1 protein-coding gene (cut by a window edge) is annotated in these 18889 nt (G+C 70.4%); it reads left to right on the top strand.

The features are described 5' to 3' along the window. Positions 1–18889: the 3' portion of a non-ribosomal peptide synthase/polyketide synthase gene (locus LVJ94_46535; GenBank protein WXB04350.1), read on the top strand. Its footprint begins 2858 nt before the window's first position; only the last 18889 of its 21747 coding nucleotides appear in the window; its start codon lies beyond the left edge, outside the window; the stop codon is at positions 18887–18889.

Raw genomic sequence — 18889 nt, 5'->3', positions numbered from 1 at the left:
CGGCGCCGAGCTCCCCGCGTACATGGTGCCGGCCGTCATCACGGTGCTCGCGGCGTTGCCGCTCACCGCGAACGGGAAGATCGATCGCACCGCGCTTCCGGAGCCTCGGGAGGACGCGGTGCTCGAAGAGCGCGTGGCACCGCGCGATGAGAACGAGGGCCGGCTGCTCGAGGTGTGGCAGCGCGTGCTCGGGCGGCACGACTTCGGGGTGACCGACGACTTTTTCGCGCTCGGTGGCGAGTCGATCCTCACGTTGCAGGTGGTTGCGCTCGCCCGCAAGGCAGGCCTGGTGTTCACGGCGAAGGACCTCTTCGCCAACCCGCGCATCGACCGCCTCGCGGAGCTCGCCCGCCCGGTGGGCGAGGCGCCCGAGGCCCGGGACGAGGTTCGCGGGGAGCTTCCGCTGACGCCGATCCAGCGCCGATTCTTCGAGCGAAACCCGGAGGGGCGCCATCACTGGAACCAGTCGGTGCTCCTGGGCGTGCGCGGGGAGCTCGAGGTACCGGCGCTGGAGGCGGCGTTGCGCGCACTGGTCGCGTGGCACGACGCCCTTCGTCTGAGGTTCGCCCGTGTGGAGGGCCGCTGGACCTCGCAGGTGGCCGCCGAGGAGACGGCGCCGCTGCTCGAGACGGTCGATCTGCGTCAGGGTGTCGCGAAGCTCGACGACGAGGCGCAGCGTCTGCAGCGAAGCTTGAACCTCGAGCACGGGCCGCTGCTCAAGGCCGGCTATTTCCGAACGGGTGACGCCGAGGGCCGGCTGCTCCTCGCCGTGCATCACTTGGCCATCGACGGCGTCTCGTGGCGCATTCTTCTCGACGAGCTGGGCGAGGCCTACGAGCGCGCCCTTGACGGCGCACCGCCGCAGACCGCCGCGGCCCCTCTGCCGTGGAGCGCGTGGGCGTCGGAGCTCGCGGCGTACGCGAAACGTGACGAGGCACTCGAGGCGCTCCCGTACTGGCGTGGCGTGCTCGGTGGCATCGATGCGGCGCTGCCCTTCGGCGAGGCGGCAGATACGCGGGTGGCGGCCGGTGGCGCGATCGTTCGCCATTGGGACGAGATGGCCACGCAACAGCTTCTCGATGGCGCGCCCAAGGCGTACCGGATGCGGGTCGACGAAGTGTTGCTCACCGCGCTGGCGCAGACGCTGGCGGCATGGGGCGAGAGGCCCGGGGCGCTCATCGAGGTGGAAGGGCACGGGCGCGAGGAGATTGCGATCGGGCTCGATCCGAGCCGCACCGTGGGCTGGTTCACCACGCGCTTCCCGGTGTGGATCGCGCCCGCGCGTGGGCCGGGCGATGCGCTCAAGACCGTGAAGGAGACGTTGCGAACGGTCCCCAAGAAGGGGCTCTCGTGGGGCGTGCTCGCATACCACCCCGACGAGGCGGTGCAGCGCGAGGTCCGCGCCCTGCCGCGTGCAGTGGTGAGCTTCAACTACCTCGGGCGCGTGAACTCCGGCATGGATGCGGCGTCGCGGTTCTTCCTCGCCAAAGAGTCGGCCGGCGATGCCATCGATCCCGAGAGCACGATGGCGCACCCGCTCGATGTGCTCGCGGTGGTCTCGCACGGCGGGCTGGCCGTGCATTGGCGTTATGTGCCCGGGGCCATCGATGAGGCCACCGTGGCTCGCCTCGCGGGCGACTTCGAGCGCCGTCTCGGCGAGCTCGTGGCCCATGCCGCGGAGTGCGACGTCGAGGACGTGTACCCGGCCACGGCGATCCAGCAGGGCCTCGTCTTCCACGATTTGCTCGCACCCGGCCAGGGCGTGTACGTCAACCAGCGGCGTGCGACCTTGGCGCGCGGCACCGATGCGGCGGCGTTGCGCGCGGCGTGGGAGGCTGCGGTCGCGCGTCACGACATTTTGCGCACGCAGTTCGAGTCGATGCCGTCCGGCGCGATGCTGCAGGCCGTGCGGCGCCACGTCACGCTGCCGTACGCCGACCACGATTGGCAGAGCGAGGGCGACTACGAAGCGCGGCTCGCGTCGTTCCGCGCCGACGATCTGGCGCGCGGCTTCGACATCTCCGAGGCGCCGCTTCTGCGGGTGAATACGTTTTTGCGTCCGGACGGCGCGCTGGATCTGGTGTGGACGAACCACCACGCGATTTTCGACGGGTGGAGCACGGCGCGGCTGCTCGCCGAGATCGTGCGCGACTACCGGGCACGCGTGACCGGCACGACGGCGGTATTCGAATCACCGGTGCCATTCCGGCGTTTCGTCGAATGGTATTCGGCGAGGCCGAGTGGGGAATCGTGGTGGCGTGCGGAGCTGGCCAACGCGGGGGCGGCGGGCCGGCTCACCGACGCGTTGGGGCGGCCCGATCGGGTCGAGGCGGGCATTCACCGGCATGCGGTGAGCCTACGGGGCGAGAGCCTGCGCGCGGCGGCGCGGCGGTACAAGGTCACGCTCGGGACGATGGTGCAGGGCGCGTGGGCGCTGGTGCTGGCGCGGTTCGGGAGCTTTCGCCGGGTCGTCTTCGGCGTGACCGTGGCAGGGCGTCCTGCGGAGCTGCCCGAGGCTGCGAACATGATGGGGCCGTTCATCAATAGCCTCCCGTTCATCGCGGATCTGGAGCCGGCGCAGCCCGTGTCGGCGTGGCTGGCGGCGTTGCAGCGGCGCGGAAGCGAGTCGCGCCAGTACGAGCACACGCCGCTGGCGCGCATCCAACAATGGGCTGGCCGTTCGAGCGCAGCGCTCTTCGATAGCCTCCTCGTGTACGAGAATTATCCCGTCGACGAGGTGCTCCGCCGCACCGACTCCGTGGCCACGGTGCACTTCGAGGCGAGCGATCGGACGCACTACCCACTGACGCTTCTCATCCTCCCGAAGGAGGACGCGATCCATCTCGAGTTCGCATGGGACGGCGAGAAAATCGCGCGCCCCCGCGCCCTGGCCCTGGCCCAGCACTACGTCGAGGTTCTCTCGCAGCTCGCCGCCGACGGCGACCGCCCCGTGGGCACCCTCTCCCTTCGTGCCCCGACGCTCCCCCACCCCAGCCCTCCCCCTGAGGGGGAGGGAGCCGCAACGTCGGGAGCCGCAACGTCGAGTGTCGTTTCGGCTCCCTCCCCCGGAGGCGGAGGGTCGGGGTGGGGGGGAGTCCCGCATCAGATCGCCGCGCGTGTCCACGCAACGCCCCACGTCGAAGCCGTCTCCTGCGACGGCGCGCGCCTCACCTACGGCGAGCTCGATGCCCTGGCGAGCCGCATCGCGACCGCGCTCCTCGCGACCGGCGCACACCGCGGCGAGCGCATCGGCGTGTGCGTCGATCGATCCGTGGCCGTCGTGGCGACATGCCTGGCGATCTGGAAGGTGGGTGCGGCCTACGTCCCGCTGGATCCCACCTTCCCCGCGGAGCGGCTGCGCGCGATGGTCCAGGCAGGCGGCATCCGCCGCGTCGTGGCCGACCCCGGGAGCGCGCGTCGCGCATCGCGCGCGCTCGAGGGCACCACCGTCGTCGATGTCGAACGGATTCGCGACGCGGCGGACCGCCTCCCGTTCCCGGCGGTGCACCTCGACGAGCTCGCGTACGTCATCTTCACCTCGGGCTCCACCGGCGAACCCAAGCCGGTGGGCATCAGCCACCGCGCCCTGGCGGTCCACACCGCCGACTACCTGGCGATGTACGCCGTGACCCCGTCGGACTGCGTCTACCAGTTCGCGACCATCAATTTCGACACCTCCGTCGAGCAAATCTTCCCGACCTTGGCCGCCGGCGCGCGCCTGGTCCTGCGCGGTCCGGGCGTACCCGACTGGGATGCCCTTCACGACGTCCTTGCCGCGGAGCGTGTCACCGCGATCTACCTCCCCACGGCGTACTGGGCGCAGTCCATCGCGCACATCCGCACGGAGCCGCTGCCGGCGTTGCGCTTGCTCATCGTCGCCGGCGAAGAAGTCCTCCCCAGCGCCGTGCGCCGCTGGAAGGCGAGCCCCCTCGGCGGTGTACGCCTGATCAACGCCTACGGGCCCACCGAGCTCACCGTCACGTGCACCATGCACGAAACGACGGACGCCGACGCCGAGCGGGCCGTCGTCCCCATCGGCCGCGCCCACGCGAGCCGTCGCATCTACGTACTCGACGGCGACGGCAACGAAGTGCCGCTCTACGGTATGGGCGAACTTTGCGTCGGCGGCGACCCCACGGCCCGGGGCTACTTGGAGCGTCCCGCGGCCACCGCCGATCGCTTCGTGCCCGATCCGCGTGTGCCCGGCGAACGCGTCTACCGCACCGGCGACGTGTGCCGCCTCCTCGACGACGGCGTCATCGCATTTCTCGGCCGCCGCGATCACCAGATCAAACTGCGCGGCTACCGCATCGAGCTTGGCGAAATCGAATCGGCCCTCCTCGGCTGCGAGGGCGTGCGCGAAGCCGTCGCCATCCTCCGCGGAACCGGCGAGGCCCGCCGGCTCGTCGGCTACGTCGCGGGCGACATCGACGAGCCGCGCCTGCGCGCGGAGCTCGAGAGCAAGCTCGCCCCATACATGGTCCCTTCGGCCATCGTCGTCCTTCCCGCGCTGCCCGTCGGTGGAAGCGGCAAGGTCGACCGCGCCGCCCTGCCGGAGCCGGCACTTCGTTCGGCGGCCGGCCGCACCGCACCGGCGACGGAGCTCGAACGGCAGCTCTTGGCCATCTGGGAGGCCGTGCTCGCGCGCACCGATCTGGGCACCGGCGACGACTTCTTCGACGCGGGCGGCGACTCGATCATGAGCCTCCAGATCGTCGCCCGCGCCCGCGCGCTCGGCATCCGCGTGACGCCGAAGCAGATCTTCGAGCAGCCTACGGTGGCGGAGCTCGCGCGCGTGGCCACGTTTGGGGCCTCGTTCGGCGCGGCCGAGACGTACGGTGACCTGCCGCTCACGCCGATCCAAGCCGCGCTCTTCGAGCGGGCCTCGGAGACGCCGTCGCACTACAACCAATCCGTCCTGCTGCGCACCTCGGGTGATGTCTCCCTGCGCGCTCTGGAAGCCGCACTCGGCACGCTGATCGTGCGCCACGCGGCCCTGCGCCTTCGCTTCCACCGCGGACCGGCCGGCACGTGGACGCAGCGCGTCCTGCGCCCCGAGGCGCTTCCCACCCCGCCGAGCGTCACCTCCGTCGATCTGCGGGGAACGCCCTGGGCCGAGCGCCTCGACGAAGAAGGCGAGCGCATCCACCGCAGTCTCGACATCGAACGCGGCCCACTTCTGCGCGCGGCCCACTTCGCGGTTGCCGAAGGCGAGGGGCGTCTGCTGCTCGCCATCCATCACTTGGCGGTGGACGGCGTCTCGTGGCGCGTGCTCCTCGAGGAGTTGGAGGCCGCGTACGGCGCCGCACTCCGCGGCGAGAGGGCCCAGCTCCCGGCGCCGAGCGCGCCATGGACCGCGTGGGTCACGGCCTTGGCGGCGCATGCGACCCGCGCCGACGTGCGCGCAGAGCTCGCGCATTGGACCGAGGCACTCGCCCCTGCGACGACGATGCCCGCGCTGAACGTCGCCCGCGCCCGCGGCGAGGCGCAGGAGATCGCCTTCACCCTCGACGCGGACGCGACCCGCGCCCTCTTGGCAGCCGCGCCGCGTGCGTACCGTTTGCGCGTCGACGAGCTTCTTCTCACGGCCCTGACGCGCGCGGTCGCCCCGTCCGGTGGGGGCCTGCTCGTCGACGTCGAGGGCCACGGGCGCGAAGACCTGGGCACCGATGTGGACGTCAGCCGCACCGTAGGCTGGTTCACCACGGCGTTTCCCCTCTGGGTCGAGTCCATCGAGGACGACCGCACCGCCTTGCTGTCTGCGAAGAACCGCGTTCGTTCGGTGCCGAACAAGGGCCTTCACTTCGGGCTCCTCGCGCACTTGGCCGGTGAGGCCGAGCGCGCCGCCGTGCGGGCGCTTCCACGTGCGCAGGTTCTCTTCAATTACCTCGGCCGCTTCGAAACGACCGCCGAGGGCTCGTTCTCCCTTGCGCGCGAGTCGTCCGGAAGCACCGCGTCGTCGTCGCTCCGGGAAACCCACGCCCTCGACGTGAGCGCGCTGATCGAAGGCGGCACCCTCTCGGTGCGACTGCGCTACGCCGCCGCACTGGGCGAGGAAACCGCGCGCGGTTGGTCGCAGCGCTTCGAGGCCCATCTGCGCCGCTTCGTCGAGCATTGCGCCACCGCCGAGCCGCGCGCCACCGCGGCCGACTTCCCACTGGCCAGCCTCACGGACGCTCAGATCGACGCGCTCGGTCTCGCCGCCGCCGAGGACGTGTACCCCGCGACCCCGGCGCAGCAAGGACTCGTCTTCCACACCTTGCACGCCGGCGGCGAAGGCCTCTACGTCGATCAATTCCGTTTCACCCTCGGCGGCGCGCTCGACGTCGAGGCCCTTCGCGCGGCCTTCCGCCGTGTCGTGGACCGCTACGACGTCCTGCGCACGCGCTTCGAATGGCGCCACGGTGGCGAGCCGCTGCAGGTCGTGGAGCGCGCCGCGAACATCGACTTCGACATGCAACTCGGCGCCGCCGGCCACGACGTCATCGCCCTCGATCGCGCGCCCCTGATGCGTGCCCGCCTGGTGCAACGCCCCGATGGCGTGCACGATCTCGTGTGGACGATCCACCACGCACTTCTCGACGGCTGGAGCACCTCGCGCGTCTTCGGCGAGGTGCTCGAAGCCTACCGCAACCCCGAGGCCGCGTTCACCTCCCGCGTACCGCCGTTCCGTCACTACGTGGCATGGTTGCGCGAGCAACCGAGCGCCGAAGCATGGTGGCGCACGCGCATCGCGCAGGCCGACGCCGCCGCGGGCCTTCTCCCCAGTGTGCGCCGTCCCTCGCCGCCGCGGCCGGGGTCACACAAGCTGGCGCACCGCTTCGACACCGACGTCGACGCGCGTCTCAAGGAATGCGCGCGGCGGTGGCGCATCACCCTGAGCACGCTCGCGCAAGCGGCATGGGCGCTCGTGTTGGGCCGCTTTGGAAACCGCGATCGCGTCGTGTTCGGTGCCACGGTTTCGGGGCGCCCCGCGGATCTTCCGGGGGTCGAGCGAATGGTGGGCCTGTTCATCAACAGCCTCCCCGTCTGGGTCGACCTCCGCGCCGAGGAGCCGGTCGCCGCGTGGCTCCAGCGCCTGCAGACGCACAACACGGAGCTACGCCAATACGAACACACCGCACTGCGCGACGTGCAGCAATGGGCCAAGCGCACGGGCGAAGCCCTGTTCGACACGCTGCTCGTGTACGAAAACTACCCGATCCACGAGGCCATGCGTCAGGACGATGTGTCGCTCGACGTGACGGCCATGGAGAAGACCGACCGCACGCACTATCCGCTGACCCTCACCCTCCAGGCCGATCCCGTGCTGCGCATCGAATGGGAGTGGGACGGCGCCCGCATCGAGCGCGCGCTCGCCGAATCGCTGGCGAGTGCGTACGCGCAGGTCCTCGAGCAATTCGCCGCAGCGGAAAACACGACGCGCGTGGGCGAGCTGGTGACGGGGCCCGCATGCGCGCAGTCGGTGCCGGAGTATCGGTTTGACGCGGTGGGGGAGCGGGTGAGCCGAGCCTCGCGTGCGCACGGGAAGAAGGAGGCGGTGTGGTGCGAGGGAGCGGTGGCGACATACGGAGAGTTGGAGACGTGGTCGAACCGGGTGGGACAAGCGCTGGTGAAGCGCGGGGTGAAGCGCGACGAGCTGGTGGGCTTGTGCGTGGAGCGGTCGGTGGGGTTGGTGGCGGGTCTTCTGGGGGTGTGGAAATCGGGCGGTGCATTCGTGCCGCTGGACCCGACATACCCGGAGGAGCGGCTGCGGGAGATGCTGAGCGGGGTTCGGGTGGTGGTGTGTGACGCGGCGACGGCGGGTCGATTCGCGGATGCCGAGGTGGTTCGGATCGACGAGGTCGGCGTGGAGCCTGATGAGGGAGCGTGGGGAACGCCGCACCCGGAGCAGCTGGCGTACGTGATCTACACGTCGGGATCGACGGGGCGTCCGAAGGGCGTGGGAGTGAGCCACCGGTCGCTGAGCCTGCACGTGGACGACTTCGTGGAGACGTACGAGATAGGAGCAGAAGACCGGGTGTTGTTCTCGTCGACGATCAACTTCGACGTGTCGCTGCACGAATTGTTGCCCGTGTTGACGCGTGGCGGATGCTCGGTGATGCGGGGGAAGGAGGCGTGGGAGCTGGAGCAGTTGACGACGACGTTGCGCGAGCAAGGGGTGACGTTCGCGCGGGTGTCGACGGCGTACTGGCAGCAGTGGGTGCATCGGTTGCCGGAGGCGTTGCCGAAGCTGCGGCAGGTGACGGTGGGCGGAGAGGGGCTCGCCGGCGACGCCCTCGCACGCTGGTTTGCGGGGCCGTTGTCGACGGTGAAGCTGGACAACCTGTACGGCCCGACGGAGACGACGGTGGCCTCGCACCGTCACCGGACGCAGGCGGCCGACGGCGGGGAGACGATCGTCCCGATCGGGCAGACGTTCCCAGGGCGGACGTCGTCCGTGATGGATCGGTGGGGGAACGCGGTTCCGACAGGGGGAGTGGGGGAGCTGTGCATCGGCGGAGCGAGCGTGGCGCGGGGGTACTTGGAGCGCCCGAGCCTGACGGCGGAGCGGTTCGTACCGGATCCGCACGCGGAGGGCGGACGGTTGTACCGAAGTGGGGACGTGTGCCGAGAGCGCGCGGACGGGGTGATCGAGTTCCTGGGACGAGCGGACGCGCAGATCAAACTGCGGGGCTACCGGATCGAGCTGGGAGAAATCGAAACGGCGCTGCGCCGTTGCGAAGGCGTGACGGAGGCGGTGGCGGAGGTAAAGGGGGAAGGGGAGTCGCGTCGTCTGGTGGGGTACGTGACGGGGGCGGCGAGCGTCGATGCGCTCCGCGCGGCCGCGGAGCAAAAGCTGCCGTCATACATGGTGCCGTCGGCATTCGTCGTGCTGGACGCGTTGCCGCTGCTGCCGAACGGCAAGGTGAATCGCCGCGCCCTGCCCGAGCCCGAGCTGGAAACCACGGAGCACGTGGCCCCGCGCACCGAGGCGGAGACGGCCTTGCAGAAGATCTGGCAAGGCGTTCTCAAGCGCGAATCCATCGGCGTCACCGAGAACTTCTTCGAGCTGGGCGGCGACTCGATCCTGAGCCTCCAGATCATCGCCCGTGCGCGCGAAGCGGGATGGAAGCTCACACCCCGCCAGGTCTTCGAGCAGCCCACCATCGCATCGTCCGCGCGCGTCGCCCAGGCCATCGAGGCGAATCTCGAGGTCGAGGCGCAGCAGCCCGTGCGCGGCGACATCCCGCTCACCCCGATCCAAGCGCGCTTCTTCGAGCGCCACCCTCGAGGTCTTGCGCACTCGAACCAGTCGGTCCTCCTTCGGGTCGGCCGTGAGCTCTCCCTCGAGGTCCTCGAGCGCGCCCTTGGCCGCATGATCGCGCGGCACGATGCCCTGCGCCTTCGCTTCACGCGAACCGGCGATGCGTGGCGCCAGCACGTCGCCGACTCCGGCGCGCCCTTCCACGTCGACGTCGTCGACCTGCGCGACGCCCCCGATGCCATGGCCCTCCTCGATGCGGAAGGCCACCGCCTGCAAGGCAGCCTCGATCTCGCGCGCGGTCCGCTCCTGCGGGCCGGCTATTTCCGGCTTCCAAACGACGAGCACCGCCTTCTCCTCGCCGTGCACCACCTCGCGGTGGACGGCGTCTCCTGGCGCATCCTGCTCGAGGAACTCGAGCTCACCTACGCCGCCATCGCCCGCGGCGAAGAGCCGTCCCTCCCGCGGACCGGCACCCCGTGGAGCGCGTGGGCGGTTCGCCTGCACGACTACGCCGCCCGCGAGGACGTCCGCTCCGAGCTCGCCTGGTGGACCGGCGCGCTCGCCGGTGCCCACGGCTCCCTCCCGATGGCCGAAGGCGGTGACCAAAGCCTCCACACGGCCCGCACCCTCACCTGCGAGCTCGATCCCGAGACCACGCGCCGCCTTCTCGAGGCAGCCCCGCGCGCGTACCGCATGCGCGTCGACGAAGTGCTCCTCACCGCCCTGGCCCGCGCCCTCGCGCAGTGGACCGGCAACGCGGGCGCCCTGCTCGACCTCGAAGGCCACGGCCGCGAGGACGTCCTCGCCGACGTCGACATCGGCCGCACCGTCGGCTGGTTCACCACGCGCTTTCCCGTCTGGCTCGAGACCCCGGACGAACCGGTGCGCGCGCTCACGAACGTCAAGGAGCGCCTCCGGTCCATCCCCCACAAAGGCTTGCACTGGGGCCTGCTCCGCCATGCCTCCGAGCCCGCCCTTCGCGAGGCGGCGGCGGCCCTTCCGCGCGCCCAGGTGAGCTTCAATTACCTCGGCCAGTTCGACCAGGCGCTGGACGCCGCGGGCCCCTTCGGCTTTGCCTCCGAGTCCGCCGGCCGCAACGTCGACCCGCGCACCGCCATGGTGTACGCCCTCGACGTGAACGCCCTCGTGGCCGAGGGTACGCTCTCGGTCACCTTCCGTTTCAGCCCGGACGCGCTCGACGCCGCCATCGCCGAGCGCCTCGTTGGAACCTTCGACACCACCTTGCGCAGCCTCATCGAGCACTGCGCCACCGCCCCGCGCAGTGCCACCGCCGCGGACTTCCCCCTCGCGCGCCTCGGCCAGGACACCCTCGAGCGGCTCGAGCTGCCGCTCGGCGAGGTGCAGGACATCTACCCGGCCACGCCGCTCCAACAGGGCCTCGTCTTCCACAGCATGGCGCGAAGCGAGGATGGGCTCTACGTCTACCAACTGCGCCTCACCATGGCCGGCACGCTCGACATCGGTGCGCTGCGCGGCGCGTGGGAGACCGTGGTGGCGCGCTACGACATCCTTCGCACATGCTTCGAGTGGCGGCATGGCGGCGAGGCACTCCAGGTCGTGCACCGCCGCCTCGATGTGCCGTTCTCCGTCCACGATTGGTCCGCAAGCACCGAGTACGCCGAGCGCTTCTCCGCCTTCTGCCGCGACGACGTTGCACGCGGCTTCGATGCCGAGCGCCCGCCGCTCATGCGCGTGGCCCTGTTCACCCGGCCCGACGGAAAACACGACGTCGTGTGGACCATGCACCACGCCCTCTCCGATGGTTGGAGCAGCGCCCGCATGTTCGGCGACGTCATCGCCGCCTACCGCGCCCATCTCCCCCATCACGCGGGAGCGCCCGCCGTGTTCGCCCCGGTGGTGCCCTACCGCGATTACGTGGCCTGGCTCGCCGCGCGCCCCAGCCCCGAGCCCTTCTGGCGCGGCGCCCTGCAGAGGCTCGCCAACCCTGCGCGCCTTCGTCCCTCGTTCGGCCGCGCGCGCATTCTCGAACCGGGCACGCACCATCGCCTCGACGGCCTCGACCCCGCGCTCGTGCGCGATCTCAAAGAGCTGGCGCGCCGCCAGGCCGTGACCTTGAGCACCGTGATGCAGGGGGCGTGGGCCATCGTCCTCGGCCGCTACGGCAACGCCGCGCAGGCCATCTTCGGCACCACCGTTTCGGGACGCCCGCCGGAGCTGCCCGGATCCATGGAGATGGTGGGCCTCTTCATCAACACGCTGCCCACCTGGATCGATCTCCCGCCGGGTCAGCCCGTCGGAGCATGGCTCGCGGACCTTCAGCGCCACGCGAACGACCTGCGCAACCAGGAGCACACGCCCCTTTCCCACGTGCAGCGCTGGGCCGGTCTCGGCGGGGAAGACTTTTTCGACACGCTCTTCACCTTCGAGAACTTCCCCATCGACACGGAGTCCCGCTCCGTCGACGTCGGCCTGCGCATCGAGCGCTCGGAGCGTGCCGACCGCACGCACTATCCGTTCACCCTGACCGTCCTGGCCGAGTCCGACGTCAAACTCGAGTGGGAGTGGGACGGCGATAAATTCGAGCGCGTCTGGGCCGAGGACCTCGCGCAGGGGTACGTGGCCATCTTGCGGCAGCTCGCCTCGTCCAAGGACGAACGGCTCGGGGAGCTGGTCCTCGGCCGCGCGCGCCCGCAAGAGATCCCGAGCTACGCCTTCGACCCGATTTTCCAGCGCATCACCTGCACCGCGCGCGAAAATCCCAACGACGAGGCCATCCACTGCGAGGGCACCGTCACGCGTTACGGCGAATTGGACTCATGGTCCAACCAAATTGCCCACGCGCTCACCAAGCGCGGTGTGGCCCGCGATGAATTGGTCGGCCTGTGCGTGGAGCGCTCGGCCGCGTTGGTGGCCGGCCTTCTCGGCGTGTGGAAGACGGGCGGCGCGTTCGTGCCGCTCGATCCCACCTACCCCGAGGAGCGCCTGCGCGAGATGCTCGCCGGCATCCGCGTGGTGATCTGCGACGCCACCACCGAGACGCGATTCCCCGGGCTCGACGTCGTTCGCGTCGACCGCGTGGGGGATGAGCCTTCGGCGGGCGAATGGACCTCGCCGCACCCCGAGCAGCTCGCGTACGTGATTTACACCTCGGGCTCGACGGGGCGGCCGAAGGGCGTGGCCATCAGCCACCGCTCGCTCAGCCTCCACGTCGACGACTTCGTCGCGACGTACGGCATCGGTCCGAGCGATCGCGTCCTGTTCACCTCGACGATCAACTTCGACGTCTCGCTCCACGAGCTCTTGCCGGTGCTGACCCGTGGCGGGCGCTCGGTGATGCGCGGCAAGGACGCGTGGGAGCTGGAACGACTGACGTCGACCTTGCGCGATCAAGGCGTGACCTTCGCCCGCCTGTCGACGGCGTATTGGCAGCAGTGGGTGCACCGGCTTCCCGAGTCGCTGCCGCGGCTTCGTCAGGTGACGGTCGGCGGCGAGGGGCTCGCCGGCGATGCGCTCCAACGATGGTTCTCGGGGCCGCTCGCGCAGGTGAAGCTCGACAACCTGTACGGCCCCACGGAAACCACCGTGGCGTCGCACCGGCACCGCACCCAATTGGAGGATGGCGGCGAGGCCATCGTTCCCATCGGCAAAGGCTTCCCCGGCCGCACCACCTACGTGCTCGACGTGCAGGGGCAGCCCGTACCGTGCGGCGGCATCGGCGAATTGTGCATCGGCGGCCCGAGCGTCGCCCGCGGCTACCTCGAGCGCCCGAGCCTCACCGCCGAGCGCTTCGTTCCCGATCCGTCCCGCACCGGGGGCCGCTTGTACCGCAGCGGCGACATCTGCCGCGAGCGGCCCGACGGCACCCTGGAGTTCCTCGGACGCGGCGATGCCCAGATCAAACTGCGCGGCTACCGCATCGAGCTCGGTGAAATCGAGGCTGCCCTGCGCGCCTGCCCCGGCGTCGTCGACGCCGTGGCGGAGGTGAAGGGCGAGGGCGAAAGCCGGCGCCTCGTGGGCTACGTCACCGGTGCCGCCACCGTGGAGGCCTTGCGCGCGGCGGCCGAGCAAAAGCTGCCCTCGTACATGGTGCCCTCGGCCTTCATCGTGCTGGACGCATGGCCGCTGCTGCCCAACGGCAAGGTGAATCGCCGCGGCCTTCCCGAGCCGGAGCTCGAGGGCGCCGAGCGCATCGCCCCGCGCAACGACGTCGAGTCCACCTTGCAGGGCATCTGGCAGGCCGTTCTCAAGCGCGACTCGATTGGCGTCACGGAGAACTTCTTCGAGCTGGGCGGCGACTCGATCCTCAGCTTGCAGATCATCGCCCGGGCGCGCGAGGCCGGGTGGAAGCTCACGCCGAAGCAGGTGTTCGAGCAGCCCACCATCGAATCGGCGGCCCGCGTGGCCAAGCCGATCCACGTGCGCCGCACGAAGGAGCAGGTGGTGCGCGGTGATCTTCCGCTCACCCCGATCCAGGCGCGCTTCTTCGAGCGCCATCCGTGGGGGCCGGCGCATTGGAACCAGTCGATCCTGCTGCGCGTGGCCGGCGGTCTCCGTGTGCCCGCGCTCGAGCGCGCACTCGGGGCCATCGTCGCGCGGCACGATGCGCTGCGCCTGCGTTTCACGCGCGAGGGCGATGCATGGACCCAGCGGGTTGTCGATGCGGAGACGAATCCGCTGCTCGACGTGATCGATCTGCGCCAGGAATCCGAGCCGGCCGAAGCCCTCGAGCGTGAATGCAACCGCCTCCATCGGAGCCTCGACCTCACGCACGGTCCGCTGCTGCGCGTGGGGTATTTCCTTCTGCCCAACGACGAAACGCGGCTCTTGCTCACCGTGCACCATCTGGCGGTCGACGCGGTGTCGTGGCGGATCCTGCTCGAGGAAATCGAGCCCGCGTACCTGGAGGCCGAACGCGGCGAGGCGCCGTCGGTGGAGACATCGGGCACGCCGTGGAGCGTCTGGGCCGTTCGCCTCGCGGAGTATGCGCGTCAGGGCGATGCGGTGGAGCGGTTCGCCTGGTGGGAGCGAATGCTCGCCCGCGCCGCGCAGGGCTCCGTACCCGCCATCGGCGACGGCGATCGCCGCATGGGCGCGAGCCGCGCGGTGCACTGGAAGCTCGATCGCGAGACCACCGAGCAACTCGTTTTGGCAGCGCCCCGCGCGTACCGCATGCGCATCGACGAAGTGCTCCTTACGGCGCTCGCCCGGACCTTGGCCGAGTGGACGTCGGGGCCGGGGGCGCTCGTTCACCTCGAAGGCCACGGCCGCGAGGACGTGCTCGACGAGGCCGACATCGGCCGCACCCTCGGGTGGTTCACCACGCGATTCCCGATTTGGCTCGAGGGCGAGGCCGACGCATCGCGCGCCTTGAAGTCCGTCAAGGAAAGCCTCCGCGGCATCCCGGACAAGGGCATCGACTGGGGCTTGCTCGCCTACCTCGGCAACGACGACGTGCGCGCACGCGCACGGGCGCTGCCCCGGCCATGGGTGAGTTTCAACTACCTCGGGCGCTTCGACGACGCGTTGCCGGCGGAAGGCCGATTCGGTTTCGCCAGCGAGGCTGCGGGCGAGGCGGTCACCTCCGAGAGCGAGCTCGCGCACCTGCTCGAGCTCAATGGCCTGCTCGTGAACGGCGAGCTATCCATGAGCTGGCGCTACAGCCCGGACCTTCTCGACGGCGCCACCGTCGAGCGCCTCGTGGCATCGTTCGATGCGAAGGTGCGGGCGCTCACCGCGCACTGCGCCTCCGCAGAGCCGGCGGCGACGGCCTCGGACTTCACGCTCGCGCGCATCACGCAGGCCGAGCTCGAGGCGATGAACCTGCCGCTCGTGCGCATCCAGGACATGTACCCGGCCACGCCGCTGCAACAGGGGCTCATCTTCGAGAGCCTTTTGCGGCCTTCGCGCGGTGCGTACATCAACCAGCTGCGCCTGACGCTGCGGGGCAAGCTGGACCTCGCCGCGTTGCGCGAGGCCTGGTCGTCGGCGGTGGGGCGGCACGACATTCTGCGGACGCACTTCGAGTGGCGCCACGGCGGCGAGGCGTTGCAAGTGGTTCACCGCGAGGCGGTGCTTCCGTTCGTCGAGCACGATTGGTCCGGCGAGGCCGATTACGATGCGCGCCTCGCGCGCTGGCGGGAGACCGATCTCGCGCGCGGCTTCGCGATGGACGAGGCGCCGCTGCTTCGCATCGCCGTGTTTCGCCGCCCCGACGGTGCCTATGATCTGTTCCGCACGAGCCACCACGCGCTGTCGGACGGGTGGGCCGCGCAGCAGCTCTTTGGCGAGATCCTCGCCGACTACGGCGCGCGCGCCCTCGGCGAGCCGTTGACCCTTCCCGTTCCCGTGCCGTACCGGCACTACATCGCGTGGCTGCAAAGCCGCCCGAGCGCGCGCGTCTTTTGGGAGGAGAAGTTCCGCAGGGTGGACGACCCTGCGGGCGTGTTGCTGGCCACGCAGCGGTCGAGCGGTTTCGGCTCGGAATCGGGCGAGCCGTTCGAGCGGCACTTGGGGGCCGACTCGAGCCAGCGTCTGCGCGACAGTGCGCAGCGGCATCAGATCACGTTGAACACGCTGGTGCAGGGCGCATGGGCTCTCGTGCTGGGGCGCATGGCCGATCGGCGGCAGGCGCTCTTCGGGGCCACCGTTTCGGGCCGGCCGCCGGAGTTGGATGGCTCGGATCGGATCCTCGGCCCGTTCATCAACACGCTGCCCGTGGTGATCCACCTGCCGCCCGATCTGCCGGTGGCGGTGTGGCTGCAAGGCTTGCAGCGCGAGGCGACGGAGCTGCGGCAATACGAGTACACCCCGCTGAACGAGTTGCAGCAGTGGGCCGGGCGGGCGGGCGATGCGCTGTTCGACAGCATCATCGTCTTCGAGAATTATCCCATCGACCAAGAGCTTTTCTCCCGCGATGTGGGCGTCATCATCGAGCATTCCGAGCTCGTCGATCGCACGCACTACCCGCTGACCTTGACGGTGGTTCCCAACGACGCCGAGATCAAGGTCGAGTGGTCATGGGATCCGCGCAAGGTGTCGCGCTCACGGGTGGTGGCCATGGCGGACGCGTATACGGCGATCCTCGAGCAGCTCGCCGGCGAGGGAGAACGGGTTCTCGATGCGATTCGGGCGGGTAATCCCCCCCACCCCAACCCTCCCCCGGGGGGGGAGGGAGCCGTAACGGCGAGCGCCAGGGCTTCGTCCCCGGAGGGAGTCGTAACGGCGTTGAACGCCAGGGCCCAGGGTGGGGAAATGGCGAGTGTCATGAACGCCAGGGCTCCCTCCCCCTCCGGGGGAGGGTTGGGGTGGGGGGGCTTGTTGCTCCCGCAACAAATTGCCGAGCGGGTGCAGCTGCAGCCTCACGCCGAGGCGGTCTCCTGCGAAGGCGAGCGCCTCACCTACGCAGAGCTCGACGCGTTGGCGAATCGGATCGCGCGCAAGCTCGGAAACGCAAAGGGCGAGCGGATCGGCGTCCGCGTCGAGCGCTCGGTGGCGATGGTGGCAGCGTGCCTGGGCATCTGGAAGGCAGGCGGCGCGTACGTGCCGCTGGATCCGAGCTACCCGGAGGAGCGGCTGCGCGCGATGGTGCAGGCCGGCGGGGTTCGACGCGTGCTCGCGGAGCTGGATCTCGACGGCATCTCGGACACGCCCGTGTCGACGGAGGTGCACCCGGAGGAGCTCGCGTACGTGATGTTCACGTCAGGCTCCACAGGCGAACCCAAGGCGGTGGGCATCCGCCACCACGCCCTGGCGCTGCACACGGCGGACTTCGCGGCGACCTACGCCCTCGACTCTCACGACGTGGTGTACCAGTTCGCCACGATCAACTTCGACACGTCGGTGGAGCAGATCTTCCCAACGCTGGCCGCCGGCGCCCGCATCGTGATGCGCGGTCCGTCGGTAGCCGACTGGACGAGCCTGCACGAGGTCCTCGTCGCGGAGCGTGTCACGGTGTTGAACCTGTCGACGGCGTACTGGGCGCAGGCCATTGCGCACATGCGCGAGCCGCTGCCCGCGCTGCGGGTGATGCTCATCGGCGGCGAAGCGGCGACGCCGGACATGCTGCAACACTGGCACGCCAGCGCGCTCGCGCCGGTGCGCCTGACCAACGGGTACGGCCCGACGGAAATCACGGTGACGTGCACCGTGCACGAAACGACAGAGGCGGACGGCGCCCGCGCGGTGGTTCCCATCGGGCGCGCGCACGCGAGCCGGCGCATCTACGTGCTCGACGCAGACGGCGGCCCTGTGCCGCTGTACGGCATCGGAGAACTCTGCGTGGGAGGCGACACCCTCGCGCGGGGCTACCTCGAGCGCCCCGGCGCCACGGCGGCAGTCTTCGTGCCGGACCCGTTCGTCCCCGGCGCCCGCATCTACCGCACCGGTGACATCTGCCGCGTGCTCGAGGACGGCGTCTTCGAATTCCTCGGCCGCCGCGACGACCAGATCAAACTGCGCGGCCACCGCATCGAACTCGGCGACATCGAGTCCGCCCTCCGCCGCACCCCGGGCGTCCGCGACGCCGTCGCCGCCCTCGTCCCTCGCACGGGCGCGAGCGACGCACGCCTCGTCGGCTACGTCGTGGGCGACGCCTTGCCCGCCGCCATCACCGCCGCCCTCGAGGCGCAGCTCCCGCGGTACATGGTCCCCTCGGTCCTCGTGCCGCTCGCCGCCCTTCCGCTGCTCCCGAACGGCAAACTCGATCGACGCGCCCTCCCGCGTCCCGACGACCCGCCGCCCGCCGAAGCCGTGCCCCCGCGCACCGCCCTCGAGGCCACCCTGCTCGAGCTCCTCCAAGACGTCCTGCAGCGCCGCGACCTCGGCGTCACCGACGACTTCTTCGCCGCGGGCGGCGACTCCCTCGCCGTCCTTCGCCTTGCCGCCGCGGCCCGCCGCCGGGCCGTTCCGCACTTCTCCATGGAGGCCATGTTCGCCGCACGCACCGCCGAGGCCCTGGCTCGCCACATCGAAACCCAATCGACCCCGTCGAACATCGTCGCCCTCAACACGAGCCAGGCCCCGCAGCATCTCTTCTGCGTCCACCCGCTCTACGGCATCGTCGGCGCCTACGCCCCGCTCGCGGCCTCGCTCGCCGATGTGGCCACCGTGCACGGCATCCAATCGCCCCTCTACACGGATCCCGCGTGGCGCGCCGCCTCCATCGAGGACCTTGCGCGCGAGTACGTGCGCCGCATGCGCCTCGTCCAACCCGAGGGCCCGTACGCCCTTCTCGGCTGGTCGCTCGGCGGATGGATCGCCGCCGCCATGGCCGCCGAGCTGGAACGCGCCGGCGTGCCCGTCGCCTTCCTCGCGATCGCCGACACGCGCGCCATCCTCCCCGGACACCGCACCGACCGCGCCACCTTCGCCCGCGATCTCGAGCGTGCCGCCCTCACCGGCCCCGCCTTTGACACCGCCCTCGAAGTCCTCGTCCACCACGACGACCTCCTGGCCCGCCACCGCCTCGCGCGCCTCCAATCGGACGTCCATGTCTGGCGCGCCACCCGCCCGCTCCCCGGCCGCGGCCCCGTCGAGCACGGCCCGAGCTGGCAGACCCTCACCGCCGGCACGGCCCAGGAGACCGACGTCGACGCCACCCACGAGTCCATCGTCGAGGACGCGCAACTCGTCGCCGGCCTTCGCGCGCTTCTCCAGAAATAA

The sequence above is a fragment of the Sorangiineae bacterium MSr11367 genome, from assembly GCA_037157805.1.
In the GTDB taxonomy this organism is placed as follows: domain Bacteria; phylum Myxococcota_A; class Polyangia; order Polyangiales; family Polyangiaceae; genus Pendulispora; species Pendulispora rubella.
This window is presented reverse-complemented; position numbering and strand designations above follow the sequence as displayed.